Source organism: Microcoleus sp. PH2017_09_SFU_O_A (genome assembly GCF_020738625.1).
Taxonomy (GTDB): domain Bacteria; phylum Cyanobacteriota; class Cyanobacteriia; order Cyanobacteriales; family Microcoleaceae; genus Microcoleus.
Window position 1 is genome coordinate 126,884 of record NZ_JAEQCF010000004.1, and the last position, 19,406, is coordinate 146,289.

Consider the following 19,406-nt stretch of genomic DNA (forward strand, 5'->3'; position numbering starts at 1 on the left):
CCCATTCCCCATGCCCCATTCCCCATTCCCCATGCCCCATTCCCCATTCCTACATCATCATCGTCAAAATTCCTTGCTGGCCGAGCATCATTTCCCGGAGCAAGCTACAGATGCCCACCCAAATAATCGGTGTAATGTCCACTCCGCCGATCGGCGCTACAATTTTTCTGGTTAGGACTAAAAAAGGTTCAGTCGGCCAAGCAATCAGACTCAACGGCAGTTTGCTGAGGTTCACGCCGGGATACCAAGTCAGAACGATCCGAAAAATAAATAGCAAAGTCATCACCACTAGGACAGAGCCCAGAATCCAACTTGCAACGGTAATACCAGTCATGGGTCTTATCTCGAAAATCTTAAGTTTTGTTACGTCAGCCTTTCATAATTTTAACCGTTTCACAGGTGCGATCGAACACGATCGACAAAATTTTTCCGGCCTTATACCTTCGGATGGAAAGAGTTAGAGGGTTTGAGGGTGCGAGACTGAGAGTTTTCCAGGGTAAAAATATTGCTGGTAGCACCACATCCCTTGCAAAATCCATTGCCGAACTTCTCCCTGAGAACTGACTGCTGATAAAATTAATAAAAATCAAATTGTTGTAACAAAGGCTTTGAATTTATGACTCCTTCACTCGCTAACTTTTTGTACAGCCTGCTTGTGGGCATTTCGCTGGTAGTCATTCCAGCAACGATCGCCCTGATCTTTATCAGCCAAAAAGACAAAATCAAGCGCACCTAAAAAGTCTGCGGGTTTCAAGCGTCCGGCGCGCGAGTCAATTTTGGGATCGCACGATCGGGCATTTCCCCGCTTCCAAAACCTCGGCTACCAGCAACTGTGAAGGCAAAACCTTCGGTTGACGGCCAAGCTGAGGTTTTTTCCCGTTAAACTCATAACTATAAGGTGCGCTTCCCTGTTCTGAAAGCTTCACCGGATGCTGCCCTGTGAAACCACAGTCGGAATAACAGACTGACAGACTTAATGATAGAAGTAAAATCTAACTCGCTAACATAGGAAAGACATAGGAGATAGGCTAATGGTCAATTTAGGATTGAACTTGAGCAGCCTGTTAGGGATCATCCTAGCAGTAGCAGGGGCAGGACTGTACTTTCTGCGATCGTGGCGTCCCAAACTAGCCCGAGACCACGATATTTTTTTTGCAGCCGTGGGCTTGCTCTGTGGCGGTATTCTGTTATTTCAAGGATGGCGGCTTGACCCAATTCTGGCATTCGGTCAATTTCTGCTTGCAGGTTCCGCCATATTTTTTGCAGCCGAAAGCATCAAATTGCGGGGAGCGACCACAGCCCAAGCTAAAAGTCGATCGCAATACGTAGATGAAGAGCGACCAGTCAGCAACGCCTACGCTTACGACGGCTACGATAACGACTTCGACCAGATAGAACCAGAGGAAGACTACCCGCAGCGTCCCCGGATTAGAGGTAGTCAAGAAAGTCGTTCCTCGCGGGAAACCTACGACGATGAGCCCCGCCGCCGTCCTTCGTCGAATCGCAACGGTAGCGCGAACACATCTCGGGAGTCGATCGATCGCCCTCCCTCGCGCAAACGTCCGGCGCGCCCAGAAGCCCCGCCCGCCCAAGGCTCTGACAACTGGGACGTTTCAGACAACCCCGAAGAAAGACCGGCCCGCAGCAGCCGCAACCGCCCCCCAACTTCGGAAAACCGCAGTTCTGACGCGCCGCCGAGAACCAAAAAACCTCGGCCAGCGGAAGCATCGAGGTCTCGCCCCAGCAACCGTGACGTAGAAGCACCGCCATCGGACTACGTGGAATATCGCCCCGTAGAATACCCGGAAGACCAACCGGATAGTTCCCCCAATTTCGACAAATAGGCACAGATAAGTAGGTGGGTTAAACTAAACATTTCTCCCGCGAGCAAGACAAAAATTAAGTTGCGTTTATTGATGCCCATCTACTTATTCTCATATCTTAGAATGTTTAAATAACTATAAAATAAAATTTTAAAGACAGCTCAATCAATCGATTTTAGATTTTAGATTTTAGATTTTAGAGGCGACCCCACGGATAAATTCGAGGGCTTGAGGATTTTCGATTTTCGATTTGGGATTGATTCCATGGATAAATCACGTGGCGGGTACCATCAAGAAATTCTTGGTCAAGTAAAATAACCATAAAATTCCCAAAAAAAACTATTTAAATATATTTAATAGTATTCCTATAAAATAATCCTTATCAGGTTCGTAGTGAGGACTTTAGTCCTTCTTTATGCGGACTAAAGTCCTCACTACAAACCTGTTCTGATTTTTGCGGACTAAAGTCCTCACTACAAACCCCTTCGATCGCAGAAAATACAACCTCTGGAACTAACTCAAAGTACAATAGTCTAAAATCTAAACTCTAAAATCTAAAATCAGCAATATGCCCTTACTGGAAATAGGAGATCCGGCGCCTTGGTTTTCGATTGCTTCCAGCAATAACCCCTTATTTCATTTCTCGACGGTTGGCGGCCGGCGAGTCGTGCTGTTTTTCTTTGCTAGCGCAGCTTTTGAACAAATCCAAGTTATCCTCAAAAGCTTTCAAGAGCTTTCAGAAGAATTCAAGACTTTGCAAGTACCGCTGTTGGGAGTGAGCGTTGATGCAGCAGACAAAGAACAAAACAGAGTCACACTAATGGCTCCGTCATTCATCTTTTTCTGGGACTTCGACAAAAAAATCAGCCAGCAGTACGGTGTTTGCCAAGATGTAGAACAAAATGGAGTTGGGGGAGTTCACTATGCACCCCAAACTTTTATTCTCAACGAAAACCTTCAGATAATTAACATTTTACCGATGGGCGAACCGCACCAACACGCCCAGCAAGTATTGGATTTTATCAAAACTTTGCCCCCAATTGAGGAAGCCCGACCAGCGACTCGCCACACCCCGGTGTTGGTAATTCCTAACGTTTTGGACAGAGAATGTTGCCGCAGTTTGATCGATATATACAAAGCTGACGGCGGCACTCCCTCAGGTTTTATGAGGCAAATAGACGGGAAAACTGTTGGCATTCACGATGATAATTTCAAGAAACGTCGAGATTTATTTATTGAAAACCCGAATTTGCAGCGAAAATTGAGTGCGATTATTCTGCGTAGGGTGGTACCGGAAGTACAAAAAGCTTTCCAGTTTAAAATTACTCGGTTTGAACGGTATTTAATAGCTTGTTACGATGCCCAAAGTGGCGGTTATTTTCATCCACACCGCGACAATACGAGCAAAGGTACGGTGCACCGCAGGTTTGCGATGACTTTGAACTTGAATGTTGGGGAGTACACGGGGGGATTTTTGCGGTTTCCGGAGTACGCGCCGCACGGTTATAAAGGAGATTCTGGCACGGCGATTATTTTTTCGTGTTCTTTGCTGCACGAAGCGACGGCGATGATTAGCGGTGAGCGTTTTGCTTTGCTGTCTTTTTTCTACGGCGATGAGGATGCTTTGGTGCGGGACGCTAATTTTAAGTATATTGTCGATCGCTCGCCAGAAGATTCGAGAATTGCCGAAACTGCTGGCTGATCTTAGTTTTGCAACCAAACTCTGGCCCTATAAGTCGATCGATTTACCAAAAACTCAGCAGCAGGCTAAATCTTAAAGCAATCTCAAGCTTAAATTTATCAATAGCCCTCTCCAAGTCCTAAAATAATTACAGGCCATAGTTAGCAGTTGACCCGAACACCTAACTACTAGCTGCCGATCGTTAAAAAATACTAATTCACGCTCATGAATTTCAAACTTCTAAGTTTAGCGGTATCAGGAATTTTCATAGTTGGGGTTGCAGCCAGGGCTGCTGCGGTTGTTAAGGTGCCCCCCCGACAGCAGGAGGCAAATTTAGCGGAATTTAACTCTGTGCGTTTCCCAGGCGCGATCGCCCAAAATGCCGAAGAACAAACGAATATTCGGGTATACGAAAAAGCCAGTCCGGCGGTTGTTACCGTCGATACAGCTAAATCTAACGGTAGCGGCACAATTATCAGCCCCGACGGCATGGTGTTAACCAACGCCCACGTTGTTTCTGCCGGCGGTACCGTAAATATAATTTTGTCAGACGGCAGAAAACTGGTCGCCGATGTCGTTGGATTCGGCGAAGAAGGTTTAGACTTAGCCGTGGTGAAGATTCGCGGTCAAACCAATTTGCCGACAATTCCTTTAGCCCGTGCCGGTTCGGTGAAAGTCGGACAACAAGCATTTGCGATCGGCAATCCTTTCGGTCGATTTCAAGGTACTTTTACAGTCGGAATCGTCAGCCGCATCGACGCAGCCCGTGGCTTAATTCAAACTGACGCGGCCATCAATCCCGGTAATTCCGGCGGCCCGCTGCTTAATAGTTCTGGAGAATTAATTGGCGTCAATACTTCTATTTTTACTCGCGGCCAGGGCGGAGGCAATATCGGTATCGGTTTTGCAATTGTCATAGACAAAGTGCCAGCTTTCTTGAGTGCGGTGCGAGAAGGGCGAGCTCCCCGCGTTGCTCAAAGGCGATCGCCATTTGGCAGCAAATCACCTCAAAAAGTTGCGTTAAACGGGCCCGCCGTCACAGGCAAACTTACCGACAAGTCTAGCATTCTGCCCGCAGACAACAGCTTTTTTGACCTCTACTCCTTTGAGGGAAAAGCGGGACAGCAAATCACAATAGAAATGAAAAGTCAAGAGATTGACCCTTATTTAATTTTGCTCGGCCCCAACGAGCGCGAAATCGCGCAAGACAATGACGGAGCAGGCAGTAAAAACGCCAGAATTACAGTCAGGCTGCCAGCAGATGGCACTTACACGTTGCTGGCAAATTCCAACGAAGCTAGGCAGTTGGGGGCTTATACGTTAGAACTCAAAGCGAGTGCTCCTAGCGCACCTTCTCGGGCGATTTTGCAAGAAGAAGGCGCTTTAGTCGCAGGTGGCCCGGTATTGCCTTCTGATAACAGTCTGTATCGCGAGTATACTTTTGAAGGTCGATCGGGTCAGTCTGTCAGCATTTCCCTGGAAAGTACAGATTTCGATCCCTATGTGGCTATCTTTGACCCTAACGGCAAATTAGTGGCAGAAAATGACGATGCGAGCGATTCGAGCAAAAATGCGTTTCTGAGCGTTACTTTGCCAGCTACGGGTCGCTACCGCGTGATTGTCAATGCTTATGATGCTTCGGGTCGGGGTCGTTACAATCTAACTATCCGCTAAAAGTTGGTAATTGGTAATTGGTGATTAGTGATTGGCAGTTAAAACGTTCTTCATTCTCATAACTAACAACTAACAACTGACTATTGACAACTGCCAACTGTCAACTGTCAACTGTCAACTGTCAACTGTCAACTGACTATCGAGGTAATTCATGGGTCAAATTAGATTTTGGGCGATCGCGCCAATTGCTCTACTAGCTATTTTTTCTGGGAAACCGACTCTCTCGGTACCAGTGTCAAATCCAGGTGAAGTTACTAACAGCAGTTCCCCGATCGTTTCAGCAGAATTTCCTCAAAATTCACATAATGCGAGTCAAGCGGGCAAGGCTGTTTTAGCTCAAGCAAGCCCCAGCCCGTCGCCTTCTGGGCTGCCAACTCCAAAGGCCTCGCCAACTCAGACCCCAACTGTACAACCTTCGCCAAGTCCTGATGGGCGATCGTCAAAAATCATTTTAGAGCAAAAGGGAGAACTCACAACTTCTAAGTCTTCGGTACTGCCCTCGGACAGCAGTTTGTACGATGAGTACACCTTTGAAGGCACTCAGGGTCAGAAAGTGGTTGTCAATGTAGAAAGTAGCGAGTTTGATACTTATCTGGCTGTTCTCAACTCCCAGGGCGAGCTACTGGGAGAAAATGATGATGTCACGCAGCAAAATTCCAATTCTGAGCTAACTGTTACCTTGTCTGCGAGCGGCCGCTACCGCGTAGTTGTCAATGCTTACGATCCACCTCCAAAAGGTAAAGGTAAGTACAGTTTGATTATCCGTGAAGTGACTGGAAATTAATTGGCTCTAAATCCAGTATCTATTTCTATTACTTAACTCAATTTCCAGGTTTTACAAGCAGGAATGTAGGTTGAAAATGGATGATTATCTATTTTTTTACCTGTTTTTCAGGGAGAGGATGTATATCATGTCGGGCAAATTACCGGGTGCATCTCAGGTTTTGCAAATATGTGTGTAGGGGCGAAGCATGACCGCAGTAAATATGAGATTATAACTAATAACTTATATGCGGTCATGCTTCGCCCTCTTGAAAAGTGATATAGCGGTTCTCAGAGAGATGAGGTACGTTGTTGGGCTTGGGCCCTCTTAGTTGAACTGATTATATAAGCTGTCAGTCATACCTCATCTTTTTGAGAAAGCTGTTTGATTGTTCGGACTTCAGTCCTCGGATCATGAGGACTTGAAGTCCAAACGATCGAACCAATTTTACAGTGTTGTTGGAGCGGAAATGATATTACGCATCAGTAGCTATCCACCGAGTTATACTGAATTTAACGCAAGCCCAGCCAGGTAAAAAAATCCTGGCGGGTGAAGAATTCTAGCAGCAAAAGTCCCACGAATCCCACCATTGCAAATCGTCCGTTGATTTTTTCGGCGTAGGCATTCCAGCCAAAAGCAGGTTCTGCTGGTTGTGGGGTATTTGGAGTTGTCGGTTTTGGTGATGGAGGTGTTTTAGCAGTCATTTAAAAGTTTTGAGTTGTGAGTTTTGAGTCAGGATTTTTGGGAAGATTGCCGATCGCACAACTTGTAATTTACCCGAAATTGACCGCCGATCGCTAATCTGCCGACTTTTCTAAATTTTGCACCGATTCGATCAAATCTCGCACGGTTTCGGTACCTTCAGAAGGCTCAAAGGACAAGGGGAATTTGCCGCGGGCGAGCATTCTTAAACCCAACGGGCCCAGACTCAGCAAGCCTTGAACGTCGCGGAAATAGTTTCCTACTACTTCGATACCGAATTTGCGCTCGTCTATCCAGCCACCTTCTTTAACGAGATTAATTAAGACTTTGCGGTGGCGGATCGATCGACTGGCTTGGTCGTCTTTGCGATCGAGAATCTCCTGTTTAATCTTACCAATTTGATCCATCGGCGCCACTTCCATCGGACAAACCGAGTTGCAGTAGTAACAGCGGGTGCAGCCCCAGACGCCTGCGGTTCCTTCGTTGTACTTTTCCAGCCGATTTTCGGTTTCGCTGTCGCGGGAATCGGCGATCGTCCGGTAAGCTTTGGCGAGGGCGTGGGGGCCGACAAATTCCGGGTTGACTTCCCGAGCGTTGCACTCAGAATAGCACGCGCCGCAGAGGATACAGTTACCAGTTTGGTCGAGTTTCGATCGCTCTTCGGGAGTTTGCAGAAATTCGCGTTCGGGAATTGCTCGCGAGGCTGTGCTGACATAGGGTTCAACAGCTTCCAGGTTGTCCCAAAAACTGGTCATGTCAACCACCAAATCTTTAATTACCGGCATATTTCCCATGGGGGCGACGGTAATTTCTGGGATAAAATCGGCTGGCTGTTCTGCTGAACTCGAATGGGCTATTTTTTGCAATCTCGCAAGTTCGCTACCGACATTTTCTTTGCAAGCTAAAGCCGATCGCCCGTTAATTCGCATCGAACAACTGCCGCAAATTGTATTGCGGCAATTTTTGCGATAAGCTAAAGTGCCGTCTTGTTCCCACTTGATGCTGTTGAGGCAGTCTAGGATGGTATTGCTTTCATCCACGTCTAGGGTGTAAGTGTGAACGCGGGGAGCCTCGTTTTGATTTTGGCGGACTACGTTAAAGCGGACTTGCATATTTTGAGTAAAGAATTTAGTTTCTATTTTAAGCTAGATTTTCTGGCGATATAAAAAGACATTTATTTTTTAACAACTAGCTAAAGCGTGAGATTTAAGCAGCTTGATTATTGTTTGAGAAACGGCAATAATCCTTAAGTTATAAATCATCAATCGCAACTGTTTTCAGCGGATTTTTTAGCTGATAATTGGATAAACAAGTGATCGATCGGTGCAGTTCGCGAAGGAGGAGGTGCCTGATGTCCAGCTTGTTTGTTTTAACTTTCATGTTTTCAACGCCAGCATTTTGTCTGGGTTTAGTAAATCCTCAATGGGTGGGACTGGCAACTCGCAAGCTATCTGTGGCTGTTTACGGCGTTTTGATGGTCGCTTCCTTTGTATCGGTTGGCTTGGCAGCACCTAAGCAGCCACAGCCTGTTTCCTCGCTGCTGAGCTCCACAGAATCGCAAGCATCTAGGGGTAGCACATCTTGGCGATGAACGAGGGGGTGCTAGCGCACCTGGCTCTAATGGCACAGTTACGGGCAATTTTACCTGTTAGAGGTAGCTTTGATCGGCTCGATCGAAAATCGAAACGTTGTGTTAGATTTGCACGCGCTAACAGCCTCGGTTAATGATTTAGCTGTTTTGGGCGATCGTACTGATTTGAACAGGGACGATCGATCGGCTAATATGATTTAATTGTTGAGCTTGCGGTGCGAGTCCATCTATGACTTACAGCTTGAGAATTGTAGATTTGCCGAGTAGCGAACGGCCGCGGGAAAGGCTGATGGCCGGCGGCCCGAAAAGTTTGGCGACTGCGGAATTGATTGCTATTCTACTGGGTACCGGTCAGGGCCCCGGCAAACTTTCGGCTGTCGGACTCGGACAGTATATTTTAAATCAGTTGAGCTTGCATTCCCGTGACCCTCTGGGTGTACTGCGGAGCATTAGCGTGCAGGAGTTGACGCAGATTCACGGGATCGGCCCAGCCAAGGCTACTTCGATTTTGGCTGCGGTGGAGTTGGGGAAACGGGTGTTTCAGTCGCGGCCGCCGGACATGGCCGTGGTGGACTCTCCACAAGCTGCTGCGGATGCTCTGAGTCAGGATTTGATGTGGCAGTCTCAGGAACGTTTTGCTGTGGTGCTGCTGGATGTGAAAAATCGGCTGCTGGGTACTCAAGTAATTACGATCGGCACAGCTACCGAAACTTTAGCTCATCCCAGGGATATTTTTAGGGAAGTGATCCGCCTTGGGGCAACGCGGGCGATTATCTCGCACAATCACCCCTCGGGGAATGTCGAGCCGAGCCCGGAAGACATTGCTTTGACACGGCAGTTGCTTGCTGGAGCGCAGTTTTTGTCGATTCCGCTGCTGGATCACTTGATTTTGGGAAATGGCGATTTTCGGAGCTTGCGACAGACTACGACGCTTTGGGAGGAGTATCCCCAGGGCGATTGAACTATTATACTTAACTAACTCGATTGCTATCATTAGTTATTTGTATCTTTCGGCTGTTCGAGGGCTGAATCAGCCGTCACAGCAGAAGTTTTGTGGGGGCTGGAGTCTACGGTTACATAGTGTTTGAGGTTAATGTCGCTGCTGATACTTAGTTGCGATCGCAACTCGGTTAATCTAGTAAAGGTAGGCTGAAGAGGTCGCTAATTCGATTTTTTTTCAGCATACTAAACGTATACTGAACCAGCACCTAGATACTCAATTCTTAAGAAATTATGAAATTGGGTGTAAAATATACGGCGTGGTGATAGGAGAAAAACTGTGTTTCTGAGACTTGCAGAACAACACCGTAAATTCGTCCAAGATTTGGTCATGAACCTCCAGGCTTTGGCGATCGTGCTAGAGCGTCGGGGTTATTTGGCATCCTGCTACACTTGCGGGGGTCAGATGAACAGTGCCTCATTTATGGTCAGTTTGACGGACAACCATCTGATTCGATTTTTAGTGTCAGATTACGGTATCACATGGACTGAGATGCGGGACGATCGCGAACTGATGAAACTAGAAGGTGCAGAGGCAATTAGTCAGTTACAAGAACTGGCAAATCTCGTAAAGTACCAAATCCAACCTTCGGAAGCTACTTTGGCGACGGCGCAGCGAGTTTAGCAGTTGCACGGTTCTGAGGAAAGCGACAGCGAAAGTCGGTGTTTGCCACCTGCAACCAAATCCCCAACGAGTTAGTTGAGAGGAACAGGTTGCACAGCAATGGCAGCTCAATAGACAAGGGTAATTTCAGGGTGCTTTCAGACACTCATTTTAGCCGTCAGTCGATCGAAGTCTGCCAGGGCCGACAGCAGTCATGCTATATGACGCGATATCAATGGTGCTTTTAACATTCAGTTAAAAGCTTTGACAGATACCGCAACATCTGACGTGAAAGTTTCATTTCAGATTGTGCCACAGACAGAAAACTCCGGCATCAGCCCGATTTTTCTAGGTTAAAGGTATCTGCATAACTTTATGCAAAAAGTGTCTAACTTGGAACCTCTAGTTTTTTGGCAGCAGTTGATTCTGTCTTAAGAGCGATTTGCCAAAAGTAAAACTGCTAATGCTCGTCGCCTGCGATGTTAATTTCTCACTTTGACATTCAAAAGTCAAGGCATTGAAATTAACTATGAGCAGGCAGGTAAAATTTAACATCCAGAGTGAGGATGAGGCTGTGAAGATTGGGCGAAAAGCCGCCCCAGGGTGGATATGCGGACGAATTGCGTTTATTTTTGCTTTTCGATTTAGCTGATAAGGTTGGTTAACAGCTCACAATTAACTTAAAACAGCATCACTGCTGTAAAAAATCTCACAGCCGGCTTTAGCCGGCTAAGTTTTGTGTAACTTTAAGCTTCTGCGTCATGTTTGACCGTTGTAGCCGCGGAAGTTATCACTCATCATTAGGTCAACTGTCAACTGGCAACTGGCAACTGTCAACTGTTTTTTGAAGTGCGCGATCGCAGTTGCTACTAATATTTTATAATATATTAATATTTTCTCCCAAAATATTTATCCCCAAGGTTGGAGTCAGAATCAAATGGTAAATTTAAGCGAACTTCTAGAACCCATCGCCAGCCAATTTCGCAGTCTCGGAATTCCCGAACCAATTACCCATTGGGGACATCCTGTAATGATGGGAATCGTGGTTGTGGCCATGGGTAGCTTCGTCGGATATACGGGATGGCAGGGACGTTTGGCCGCCGATAAGGATGTCGCGCTCAAAAGTCGAGCGGATCACCGCAAGCTAGCACCGTGGATGTTTCTGTTTCTAGCTTTGGGCTACACAGGCGGCTTGCTGTCGCTGGTAATGCAGCACAAGCCTGTTATGGAAAGCCCGCACTTTTGGACGGGTTCGGGAGTGCTGGTTTTGCTCGCTGTTGGTAGCTTGATTTCACTGACAGGTTTTGGAGGCAATAAGCTGGCACTGCGGGCGGTTCACGCTTATTTGGGCACAACTGCCCTGGCACTTATGGTGCTGCACGCGGCTTTCGGTTTAAAATTAGGTCTGTCTATTTAAGGTAGTACCAGTCTGTTCTCGTTCAGATGAGTTGCGTTCCCCCCTAACCTACCTAAAAAAAGGGGGGACAAGAGACGCAAAGTGTCTCTTGCACCAGGAGCAGGAATGGAGCGCTTAAAGTGAACTCCTACTGCCATTTTTTAGGAGAATTTAGGGGAAGGGAAACGAAGACTCAAACCGAAATATCTGGTTTTCAGCTTAAGCTGTGCGGTTTTGAAAAGTAAAAGAAAGTATATTTGCGATCGCAAAAATTGCTAATCTTAGTAACTACCAAGACAGTTAGGAAGTGATTAAATTGCGGTAACGATTGATTCTATTTATTTCATTCTGCCTGATGACTAATGACTAATAAGGTTCGATCGCGGGGGGACAGCAAAACATGACTAATGACTAATGACTGATGACTAATGACTGATGACTAATGACTAATAACGTTCGATCGCAAAAACAGCAAAACATGACTAATGACGGATGACTAATGACGGATGACTAATGACTAATGGGGTGCATCTGGTTTTTGAAGAGGGCGAAGCATGACCGCATATAAGTTATTAGTTATAATCTCCTATTTTCTGCGGTCATGCTTCGCCCCTACGGATATATTCGCCTTGCACCCGACTAATGACTAATGACAACTGACAACTGACAACTGACAACTGACTAATTCCATAGTTTCTAATTAATGAATCAAGCAACGGGTGTCATTTTCTGTATTGCCTACATTGTGGGATTGATTTCTACAGGAGTTTCTTGGGGTAGGTACGGGATATTTGCTTTAGGAATAGCGGTCGCAGTCGCCATGCCTAAATTGTTGTTAAAGTATACAAGGAACTCTTTCAAAACCACTAATAAAAGACGCAGCAGAACGAAAGAAAATGCTCTGGAGGAACCCTTAGAAACGAGGGAAAAATTGAGCTTGCTTGAGATGCTGCCGAGAGCAAAATGGGTGTGGGCTGTCGCGGGTTCGATCGCATTTTTGGCGAGCATTTATTTTGCAATTCGATCGCCCCAACCGGCAATGAATGACATCAGCAAACTGATTCCCGTTGGCGGAAACACTCAAGAAGTGGCGGTGACAGTTCGCGGTAGACTGGCTAGTACGCCCCGATTAACTCGATCGGGCCGATCGCAATTTTGGCTAGACACGGATGCAGTTAGCGAAATCAACGGCGGCGAAGGAGGAGTAGTCGTCAACCGCCCAGTATCCGGCAAACTCTACGTTACAGTGCCCCTGCTGCAAGCAACGGGCTTGTATGCCGACAATACGATCGCAGTTGTGGGCTCATTGTACAAACCGCAGCCGCCGTCGAATCCGGGGGCTTTTGATTTTCAAGCCTATTTAGCCAGAGAAGGGGCTTTTGCAGGACTCAAAGGGCGTCAGATTGACTGGAAGAGAGAAAATGCGATCGCGGATGTCAATCGACTTAACACCAAAACGGGTGCTTTCTGGGAGTCAACCGGGATGCAGCCGTCGCCAATTCAAACGATGCGGATGCGGATTGTGCGATCGCAAGTATCACAGTTGAGTGTTCCCGAAGGGCCGTTGATCAGTGCGATCGCCCTGGGCAAACAAGCAGTTGATTTACCCTACACCATCCGCGACTCTTTTGTGCAGGCTGGATTAGCCCACGCGATCGCAGCTTCGGGTACTCAAGTTTCGATGGTTTTGGGTTTAGTTTTAGCTTTAACCAGGCGCTTTTCCAAACAATTACAATTTGGTTTTGGCGTCAGTGCTTTATTTTTGCTCGTGGGATTAACAGGCTTTGAAGCTTCAATCTGCCGCGCCGCCTTGATGGGATTTGGTACACTATTTGCTTTGGTACTAAGTCGCGAAGTTAAGCCGTTGGGATTGCTGTTAATCGCTGCTACTATTTTACTGCTAGTTAACCCTTTGTGGATTTGGGATTTAGGTTTTCAACTGAGTTTTTTGGCAACTCTGGGATTAGTGGTGACAGCGCCGCCGCTGATGGCAAAGTTCGACTGGATGCCACCTGCGATCGCTTCAATTCTGGTGGTTCCCATCGCCGCTTCAGTGTGGGTGCTGCCACTGCTACTTTACGTTTTTAGTGTGGTATCACCTTACAGCATTTTAGTCAATATTATTGCGGCTCCTTTACTGTGGATTTTGAGTATTGGCGGGATGGTTAGCGCTTTAGCTGGATTGATTTTTCCGCCGGCTGGGAGTGTGTTAGCCCAACTGCTTGACTATCCGGCAAAGGGGTTAATTGCGATCGCCGAATATTTCTCACAATTGCCCGGTAATTCAGTAGCTGTCGGCCAAGTATCGGTGTTTCAGCTAATCGCGCTTTACAGTTTAATCTGCTGGGTTTGGCTGGGGGGAAGTTCGGCAACGAGCAATGTGCGGGATGTAACGGATGTAACGGATAGAAGGAAAAAGTCCGAGGGAAAAGGGAAACAGGAAGATAGGAGAGGGAAACAGGAATTAGGAAAAGGCAAGAATCAAGGAAAGGGGAGAGGGAAGCAGGGGAAAAGCCGAGTTTTTGCGTTGCGGATTTCTTCGGCTTGGATTTTACCGCTGGCGCTGATGGCGGGAATTGGAGTCGTAGTTTTGCCAGCTTGGCACGTTCAATCATCTTTATTTCAAGTTACTTTGCTGGCGACATCTGGGGAACCAGTTTTGGTAATTCAAGATAAGGGAAAAGTGACGCTAATTAATACTGGTGATGAAAATACGGTGAGGTTTACGCTGTTACCTTTTTTGCAGCAGCAAGGAGTTAATTCTGTGAATTTTGCGATCGCCACTCACGGTCATTTAGGCTTGAGCGGCGGTTGGGGAAAATTATTACAACGCTTGCCAATTAAAACGTTTTATGATAATAACGCTCCCAAACAAATTAACCGCGGCAGCAATCAGGAATTTATAACGGCTGTGCAATCTCGCCAAGGCGTTTACTTTCCTTTAGAAACTGACAGCAAAATTGATCTGGGTTTGACGCGGTTGCAGTTCGTGGACGCGGAAATCCCGGTGGTAGAATTACTGGTGGGCGAGCGTACTTGGTTGCTTGTCGGTGACATGACACCGGAAGCGCAAAGTATGTTATCAAAGAGATTAGCAGCCACGGGAACATTGAAGCGGGTAGAAGTGCTGTGGTGGTCGGGAAAAACCCTGACAGCCGAGTTATTGAGCGCAGTTGGGCCGCAAGTGGCGATCGCATCTGCGGACGAAATCGACCCAGAAACCGCCGCCCAACTGCGCCAAAGCAAAACCCAGATTTTCTGGACAGGGCGCGACGGAGCTCTTCAGTGGACACCAGCAGGGGGATTTAAGACGACTCTGGAATCGGAAGAAAATCAAACTTCTTTTCTGTAAGGATTTACAATGTGGCGCACAGTGCGGTAAAATACTTTTAGCTCGCATCTCAAATCAATTGGAGAGGTGGCAGAGCGGTTGAATGCGGTAGACTCGAAATCTACTTTAGGGGTGACTCTAACGTGGGTTCAAATCCCACCCTCTCCGTTTTTCAGGACTTCTGGCGTAAGATATGCAAAGTACATCAAGATAAACTTGCATATCTTACGCCATATTTTAGTGAAGATTTAGAAAAAGCCAATAATTCCTCCACCTCGCTGCTGTTAGGAGTTTGTGTGACAACTCATTTGAGAGACTTGACAATTTGCTTTTGTTACAATGATAGAAAATTTGACACAATTCTTAAACTTCAAACCGCGCATCTTATTTATGTACGGAAAGAGCGATCGCCCAACTGCTGTTTTGAGCCACATATACAGTATTGTGGAAGAATTCTATCATGTCCGAAAAGAACGCTCCCAATAAAGTTGGTTCGTAGTGAGGACTTTAGTCCTCGGATGATGCGGACTAAAGTCCTCACTACAAACACGTTTTATTACGGTAATACAACAGGCATGAGATGAGTTATTGAAGCCAACCTAGGCGAATATGACTTTTATGAACTTAACAATATGATTTTTATGAGTCCATCCAATGACTTTATGAATTGACTTTAAAAAAGCTTTTATTCATAATCATCATATGAACCTAGGACAGGAAGAAACCCATGTCGCCAAAGCCTAGCAGCTAATACTGCACTCGTCCAGCTAAATCAAATATATGTAGATATTTCTACAGGTTGCAACCAGGAGTATTTTCTGGTAAGTAACAGATTTATTAGACTGTGCCAGGAAATGCTGACATAAATCAAAGTATCTAAACAAAATCTAGTGCAGGAGAACTAATTATGTATCAACAACCTCAAAAAAGGAAAGGCCCGCCCCCAATTGTTTTTATTGCATTTCCTTTGATTGCCTGGGGTGCATTCACATTTATTCCACAGATATTAAAGGGCGGAATTTTACCTAGATCAGTTTCTGGCAACAGTCGTCTCAGTTTGGGAGATAAGATATTGATGCAATCGCAAAAAACAGCAGGAAAACAAGCAGGTGTCAAAGCTTTTGCTGAGGGTAATTACAAAGAAGCTGTTAAAAACTTTCGGGAATCGCTGCAACAAAATCGCAACGATCCAGAGACTCTAATTTATTTAAATAATGCCAAAGTCAATAATGATAATTCTCTGCAAATAGCCGTCAGCGTTCCGATTGGCACTAACCCGAATGTAGCGCAAGAAATGCTCCGAGGAGTTGCCCAAGCTCAAGAGGAAGTTAATGCTGGGGGAGGGATTAATGGTGCGGGTTTGCAAGTTTTGATTGCGAACGATGACAACAGTCCAGATTTTGCCAAAGAAGTTGCAACCGAATTCGTAAAGGATCCGAAAATTTTAGCAGTCGTCGGACACAATGCTAGCAATGCTTCTCTAGCTGCTGCTCCCACCTATCAAGAAAAAAAACTGGTGATGGTTACACCAACTAGCTTTGCTAACAATTTATCAGCTTTCGGTAGCTATATTTTTCGGACAGTCCCCGCGATTCAATCGATGGCGGCTCCTTTAGCAGAATATATGGTTAAAAAAGCTGGCAAAACTAATGTTGCTATCTGTTATGATTCTCAAGCTCCTGATAACGTATCGTTTAAGGATGAATTTGTTTCGTCGTTTTCGGCTTTGGGTGGCAAGGTAGTGCCTACGGTTTGTGACTTTTCAACGCCAACTTTTAATTCGAGTGCTAGCATTGCTGATGCTGTTAGCAAAGGTGCACAAGCGTTAATGCTAGCACCTCATATCGATCGCATCGATCGCGCGATCGACCTAGCTCGCCTCAATACTGGCAAATTAGCGCTCTACGGCAGCACGACACTGTACACGTTTCAAACGGTAAAAGAGGGGAACAAAGACGTTGACGGGCTTGTTTTGTCCGTTCCGTGGCATCCTGACACTAATCCGAACAACCCATTTTCTAAGAATGCGATTCAAAAGTGGGGAGGTGCCGTGAATTGGCGAACCGCCACGAGTTTTGATGCGACGAAAGCTATTATGAGCGGTTTGCAGCGCAGCAATACGCGAGAAGGATTGCAACAAGCACTTAGGGCTCCGAATTTCGTTACCTCTGGTGCGAGTGAAGATGTGAGGTTTTTGCCAACGGGCGATCGATGGAACAAAGCGATTTTAGTACAGGTTAAACGCCAAGGCAACGATTACAGGTTTGTGACGCTCCCGTGATTGGGTGACACAAGAGCGAGTCAGGCACAAATTGAACTCTTTCCCTTCTTTTCTCAACCTTCGCGTCTTTGCGGTTTGTTAGTCTGCGTAGGGTGTGTCGCCATTAAAAATCATGCAGCATTCAATCAACTTTTTTAGCGGCGACTCACCTTATAATATTTATAAAAAAGCTTGCTACAACAAAAATCTTGGGACAGGTGCGTCGCGATGAGATTGTCCCTCTTTTTTGATTATTGTCGATGGCGACGCACCCTACAGCTACTAATGATTAATGTCTAACTGCTATTGCAACTTAACAGCAGCCCGCTGAATCGGCAAAACTTCATCTAATGTCAATTCGCGATCGGCTGTTAGGTGACTGGAACAGCAAATCGTGCTGAAATAAAGAGGACGACCGACAACTTGAGAAAAATGCTGTTCCAAAAGTAACCGAGAAGTAATATCGCCCAACAGTTCAGAGATATCTTTTGTCAATTGTTCAGTATCGTCGCGGTGAGTAATTCTGAACCCAAAAGGCGTTTTGCCGATCGACTTTTTAATCTCCGCATCAAAAGCATCATCTTTACCAGCCACAAAAGCGGCAGACTGAGCTGTCAAAAATTGCCAAGCTTCGGGAAATATCTTGCGAATGTTTTCCAGGGGATTTCCGGTTTCGTAAACCAAAGTAGCAGTTTTGCAATCCATGAATCAAACCTCGGGTAGTAGTGTATCTCGACTGTATTTCAAGTTTTGATATTGGTTATCATATTCATAATTGGCCACTAAATCAAGGGCTTTTCTCTCTTCTCTTCCTCTGCGCTCTCTGCGGCCTCTGCGGTTTAATCATTCACAAACCGGGTTTTGTTCCCAATCTGCACGCCATAACAAAGTATTCTCCCAAAAAACCCGGTTTCTGACTACCCGCACCCAATGCCCTGGGAAGGCCGATGCCCAATGCCCGATGCCCAATGCCCAATGCCCAATGCCCAATTCCCAATGCCCAATTCCCAAAACTATCGATTCCAATACCTGCGCCAGTGAAACAAATTCTCCCACAAATTCTGCATAAAAGTATTGCTGCGGAGACGCTGCGACTCCCAAACAGCAGCAGTTTGACCGTTAATTGCCGAAAAACTAGACCAAATATAAGGAAGTTCGGCGATCGCCTCAACCTTCATTCCGTGACGCACAGCAAAGGCGATCGCATGAATCAACTCCGCAGCTTGCGGGCCGACAATAGTCGCTCCCAAAATCTCCCCGTCACGCCGCCCGACAATCTTACAAAAACCCGTTGTCTCCCCGGACATTTGAGCTCTTTCAACATTCTTGAAATATTCCCTAGCCACAATCAAATCGTCTCCAAAACGGCGCCTTGCTTGCGCTTCTGTCAAGCCAACCCTCGCCAACTGCGGATCGGAAAAAATCGCCCAAGGAATCCCGCGATAATCTATTTGATACATCGGCAAAAACAAAGCATTTTTCACAGCAACCGCAGCTTCGCAATTGGCGATGTGAGGGAACGAATAACCGCCAGCAACATCGCCACAAGCGTAAATTCGAGAATTAGTTGTTTGCAGCTTTTCATTTAAAATCAACCCGCGATCGCTAAATTTAACCCTAGCAGCTTCCAGATTTAACCATGCAAAATTGTGTCCGCGGCCAGCGGCGAGAAAAATCTCCTCAGCTTCGATCGCCCTTGCCCCAGCTTGAATCCACTTTTTACCGTCAATCACCCTAGCTTGAGTCACCTCAGTCGCAGTCAGAATCCGCACTCCTTCAGCTTCCATTCCAGCTTGCACCAAACCAGCAGCCTCGCGGTCTTCTTTAGCCAAAATCTGGGAACTTTTCACCACCAAAGTCACAGCAACGCCCAGCCGAGAAAAAGTCTGAGCCACTTCAACACCGCTGGGATCTGCACCGATTACAGCCAAACTTTTCGGCAACTTTGGCAGTTTTGCTAATTCCCCAACTGTTTCGGAAGTGAAAAAGCCGACAGACGAAAGTCCTTCAATATTGGGAATTGCAGGTAGAGTTGGACAAGCTAGCAAATAACAGCGCGATCGCAATTTCCGATCGCCCGCAATCAAAGCCAAATTCGGTTTGGCAACAAACTCGCTGTTACCAAAAATAATATCAACCCCGCGAGCAGCTAAAACGGCGAGATCGTCAATTTCTGACAAATTAGAAACAACGCCGTCAGCCCACTTCTTAACCCCGTTAAACTGCAATGCGATCGGCATTTCGGAATTAGCCAGATCTGGGCGAAGTCCGAACTGTGGGTGGCTCATCTGGTGAGCAAAACGAGCAGCCTCTCTCAAAGTTTGGCTGTATTTCAAACCCAGGGCGATCGACTCTTTCCCCCCCGCCGGCAAATCTTGAGAATTACTGAGCGGTTCCACCAAAGCAACGCGAGCCGGGAAATTAGTTGCAGTCAAAGCAGCATAACGTCCGGCCGCAGTTCCACCAATAATCACTAAATCATAATCAAGCATAAATAAATTTGTCAGATAAGACGGCGGTTGAAACCGCTCCTATACAAACGATGTCCGCCTCCGCGGACTCAAGAAAACAACGTAATTTCA

Annotated in this window: 22 protein-coding genes and 1 tRNA gene; 14 read left to right on the forward strand and 9 right to left on the reverse strand. The window is 46.4% G+C overall.

Annotated features, from left to right (window positions below; genetic code table 11):
* Positions 1-49 precede the first annotated feature (49 nt).
* Entirely contained in the window at positions 50-334 is a 285-nt protein-coding gene (locus JGK16_RS02475) for a YggT family protein (protein WP_293202713.1), read from the reverse strand.
* A gap of 34 nt (positions 335-368) precedes the next feature.
* Positions 369-539: a hypothetical protein gene (locus tag JGK16_RS02480; protein WP_293175274.1), complete on the reverse strand. Its 171-nt coding sequence runs from the start codon at positions 537-539 to the stop codon at positions 369-371.
* A 77-nt stretch (positions 540-616) separates the two neighbouring features.
* Here JGK16_RS02480 and JGK16_RS02485 point away from each other — a divergent pair, with 77 nt between their 5' ends.
* Positions 617-736: a photosystem II reaction center X protein gene (locus JGK16_RS02485; protein ID WP_293175272.1), complete on the forward strand. Its 120-nt coding sequence runs from the start codon at positions 617-619 to the stop codon at positions 734-736.
* A 34-nt stretch (positions 737-770) separates the two neighbouring features.
* On the opposite strand, the gene JGK16_RS02490 is transcribed toward JGK16_RS02485, so the two are convergent.
* Complete coding sequence (locus JGK16_RS02490) at positions 771-926, reverse strand: hypothetical protein (RefSeq protein WP_293202715.1); 156 nt, start codon at positions 924-926, stop codon at positions 771-773.
* 105 nt (positions 927-1,031) lie between these two features.
* Between JGK16_RS02490 and JGK16_RS02495 the strand changes: the two genes are divergently transcribed.
* From JGK16_RS02495 to JGK16_RS02510, 4 genes are all read left to right on the forward strand, one after another.
* Positions 1,032-1,844: a Ycf66 family protein gene (locus tag JGK16_RS02495; RefSeq protein WP_293202717.1), complete on the forward strand. Its 813-nt coding sequence runs from the start codon at positions 1,032-1,034 to the stop codon at positions 1,842-1,844.
* Positions 1,845-2,391: 547 nt separating this feature from the next.
* Complete coding sequence (locus JGK16_RS02500) at positions 2,392-3,525, forward strand: redoxin domain-containing protein (protein ID WP_293202719.1); 1,134 nt, start codon at positions 2,392-2,394, stop codon at positions 3,523-3,525.
* 204 nt (positions 3,526-3,729) lie between these two features.
* Positions 3,730-5,178 (forward strand): trypsin-like peptidase domain-containing protein, encoded by a 1,449-nt coding sequence (locus JGK16_RS02505; protein ID WP_293175266.1) that lies wholly within the window; start codon positions 3,730-3,732, stop codon positions 5,176-5,178.
* Positions 5,179-5,329: 151 nt separating this feature from the next.
* Positions 5,330-5,962 carry a pre-peptidase C-terminal domain-containing protein gene (locus JGK16_RS02510; protein ID WP_293189422.1) on the forward strand — a complete coding sequence of 211 codons (633 nt, stop codon included), beginning with the start codon at positions 5,330-5,332 and terminating at the stop codon, positions 5,960-5,962.
* A 491-nt stretch (positions 5,963-6,453) separates the two neighbouring features.
* Here JGK16_RS02510 and JGK16_RS02515 read toward each other — a convergent pair whose 3' ends face one another.
* Positions 6,454-6,645, reverse strand: coding sequence for a chlorophyll a/b-binding protein (locus JGK16_RS02515; RefSeq protein ID WP_293175262.1), 192 nt, complete (start codon positions 6,643-6,645; stop codon positions 6,454-6,456).
* Positions 6,646-6,738: 93 nt separating this feature from the next.
* A complete protein-coding gene (locus tag JGK16_RS02520; protein ID WP_293175260.1) occupies positions 6,739-7,755 on the reverse strand; it encodes a succinate dehydrogenase/fumarate reductase iron-sulfur subunit in 1,017 nt (338 codons plus the stop codon).
* A 239-nt stretch (positions 7,756-7,994) separates the two neighbouring features.
* On the opposite strand from JGK16_RS02520, the gene JGK16_RS02525 reads away from it, so the two are divergent.
* The 3 genes from JGK16_RS02525 (at position 7,995) to radC (ending at position 9,195) form a co-directional block, all read left to right on the forward strand.
* Positions 7,995-8,234, forward strand: a complete 240-nt coding sequence (locus JGK16_RS02525) for a hypothetical protein (protein WP_293175258.1) — start codon at positions 7,995-7,997, stop codon at positions 8,232-8,234.
* Between the two features lie 69 nt (positions 8,235-8,303).
* A complete protein-coding gene (locus tag JGK16_RS02530) occupies positions 8,304-8,435 on the forward strand; it encodes a hypothetical protein (RefSeq protein WP_293202721.1) in 132 nt (43 codons plus the stop codon).
* 28 nt (positions 8,436-8,463) lie between these two features.
* Positions 8,464-9,195, forward strand: a complete 732-nt coding sequence (radC, locus tag JGK16_RS02535) for a DNA repair protein RadC (protein ID WP_293175256.1) — start codon at positions 8,464-8,466, stop codon at positions 9,193-9,195.
* Between the two features lie 32 nt (positions 9,196-9,227).
* Here radC and JGK16_RS02540 read toward each other — a convergent pair whose 3' ends face one another.
* Positions 9,228-9,359 (reverse strand): hypothetical protein, encoded by a 132-nt coding sequence (locus JGK16_RS02540; protein WP_293175254.1) that lies wholly within the window; start codon positions 9,357-9,359, stop codon positions 9,228-9,230.
* A 154-nt stretch (positions 9,360-9,513) separates the two neighbouring features.
* Between JGK16_RS02540 and JGK16_RS02545 the strand changes: the two genes are divergently transcribed.
* From JGK16_RS02545 to JGK16_RS02570, 6 genes are all read left to right on the forward strand, one after another.
* Positions 9,514-9,858, forward strand: coding sequence for a DUF1815 family protein (locus tag JGK16_RS02545; protein WP_293148941.1), 345 nt, complete (start codon positions 9,514-9,516; stop codon positions 9,856-9,858).
* A 916-nt stretch (positions 9,859-10,774) separates the two neighbouring features.
* A complete protein-coding gene (locus JGK16_RS02550) occupies positions 10,775-11,254 on the forward strand; it encodes a DUF4079 domain-containing protein (protein WP_293149068.1) in 480 nt (159 codons plus the stop codon).
* A 682-nt stretch (positions 11,255-11,936) separates the two neighbouring features.
* Positions 11,937-14,585, forward strand: a complete 2,649-nt coding sequence (locus JGK16_RS02555; protein WP_293175252.1) for a ComEC/Rec2 family competence protein — start codon at positions 11,937-11,939, stop codon at positions 14,583-14,585.
* Between the two features lie 60 nt (positions 14,586-14,645).
* Positions 14,646-14,732, forward strand: a tRNA-Ser gene (locus tag JGK16_RS02560).
* Between the two features lie 183 nt (positions 14,733-14,915).
* Positions 14,916-15,050 (forward strand): hypothetical protein, encoded by a 135-nt coding sequence (locus JGK16_RS02565; protein ID WP_293202723.1) that lies wholly within the window; start codon positions 14,916-14,918, stop codon positions 15,048-15,050.
* Between the two features lie 421 nt (positions 15,051-15,471).
* Positions 15,472-16,845 (forward strand): ABC transporter substrate-binding protein, encoded by a 1,374-nt coding sequence (locus JGK16_RS02570; protein WP_293189420.1) that lies wholly within the window; start codon positions 15,472-15,474, stop codon positions 16,843-16,845.
* A 282-nt stretch (positions 16,846-17,127) separates the two neighbouring features.
* Here JGK16_RS02570 and JGK16_RS02575 read toward each other — a convergent pair whose 3' ends face one another.
* The 3 genes from JGK16_RS02575 to JGK16_RS02585 form a co-directional block, all read right to left on the reverse strand.
* On the reverse strand, positions 17,128-17,529 hold the full coding sequence (locus tag JGK16_RS02575; RefSeq protein ID WP_293175248.1) for a hypothetical protein: 402 nt from the start codon (positions 17,527-17,529) through the stop codon (positions 17,128-17,130).
* A gap of 138 nt (positions 17,530-17,667) precedes the next feature.
* Positions 17,668-17,850 carry a hypothetical protein gene (locus JGK16_RS02580; protein WP_293175246.1) on the reverse strand — a complete coding sequence of 61 codons (183 nt, stop codon included), beginning with the start codon at positions 17,848-17,850 and terminating at the stop codon, positions 17,668-17,670.
* Positions 17,838-19,316, reverse strand: coding sequence for an NAD(P)/FAD-dependent oxidoreductase (locus JGK16_RS02585; protein WP_293189418.1), 1,479 nt, complete (start codon positions 19,314-19,316; stop codon positions 17,838-17,840). Before JGK16_RS02585 ends, JGK16_RS02580 begins: the two co-directional genes overlap by 13 nt.
* Between the last annotated feature and the right edge of the window lie 90 nt (positions 19,317-19,406).

Bases quoted from the DNA above. Each gene is read 5' to 3' on its own strand.
- JGK16_RS02555 (WP_293175252.1), top strand. From the start codon at position 11,937: ATGAATCAAGCAACGGGTGTCATTTTCTGTATTGCCTACATTGTGGGA.
- JGK16_RS02495 (WP_293202717.1), top strand. From the start codon at position 1,032: ATGGTCAATTTAGGATTGAACTTGAGCAGCCTGTTAGGGATCATCCTA.
- JGK16_RS02575 (WP_293175248.1), bottom strand. From the start codon at position 17,529: ATGGATTGCAAAACTGCTACTTTGGTTTACGAAACCGGAAATCCCCTG.
- JGK16_RS02500 (WP_293202719.1), top strand. From the start codon at position 2,392: ATGCCCTTACTGGAAATAGGAGATCCGGCGCCTTGGTTTTCGATTGCT.
- JGK16_RS02485 (WP_293175272.1), top strand. From the start codon at position 617: ATGACTCCTTCACTCGCTAACTTTTTGTACAGCCTGCTTGTGGGCATT.
- JGK16_RS02505 (WP_293175266.1), top strand. From the start codon at position 3,730: ATGAATTTCAAACTTCTAAGTTTAGCGGTATCAGGAATTTTCATAGTT.
- JGK16_RS02480 (WP_293175274.1), bottom strand. From the start codon at position 539: ATGGATTTTGCAAGGGATGTGGTGCTACCAGCAATATTTTTACCCTGG.
- JGK16_RS02550 (WP_293149068.1), top strand. From the start codon at position 10,775: ATGGTAAATTTAAGCGAACTTCTAGAACCCATCGCCAGCCAATTTCGC.
- JGK16_RS02515 (WP_293175262.1), bottom strand. From the start codon at position 6,645: ATGACTGCTAAAACACCTCCATCACCAAAACCGACAACTCCAAATACC.
- JGK16_RS02585 (WP_293189418.1), bottom strand. From the start codon at position 19,316: ATGCTTGATTATGATTTAGTGATTATTGGTGGAACTGCGGCCGGACGT.
- JGK16_RS02520 (WP_293175260.1), bottom strand. From the start codon at position 7,755: ATGCAAGTCCGCTTTAACGTAGTCCGCCAAAATCAAAACGAGGCTCCC.
- JGK16_RS02475 (WP_293202713.1), bottom strand. From the start codon at position 334: ATGACTGGTATTACCGTTGCAAGTTGGATTCTGGGCTCTGTCCTAGTG.
- JGK16_RS02525 (WP_293175258.1), top strand. From the start codon at position 7,995: ATGTCCAGCTTGTTTGTTTTAACTTTCATGTTTTCAACGCCAGCATTT.
- radC (WP_293175256.1), top strand. From the start codon at position 8,464: ATGACTTACAGCTTGAGAATTGTAGATTTGCCGAGTAGCGAACGGCCG.
- JGK16_RS02510 (WP_293189422.1), top strand. From the start codon at position 5,330: ATGGGTCAAATTAGATTTTGGGCGATCGCGCCAATTGCTCTACTAGCT.
- JGK16_RS02570 (WP_293189420.1), top strand. From the start codon at position 15,472: ATGTATCAACAACCTCAAAAAAGGAAAGGCCCGCCCCCAATTGTTTTT.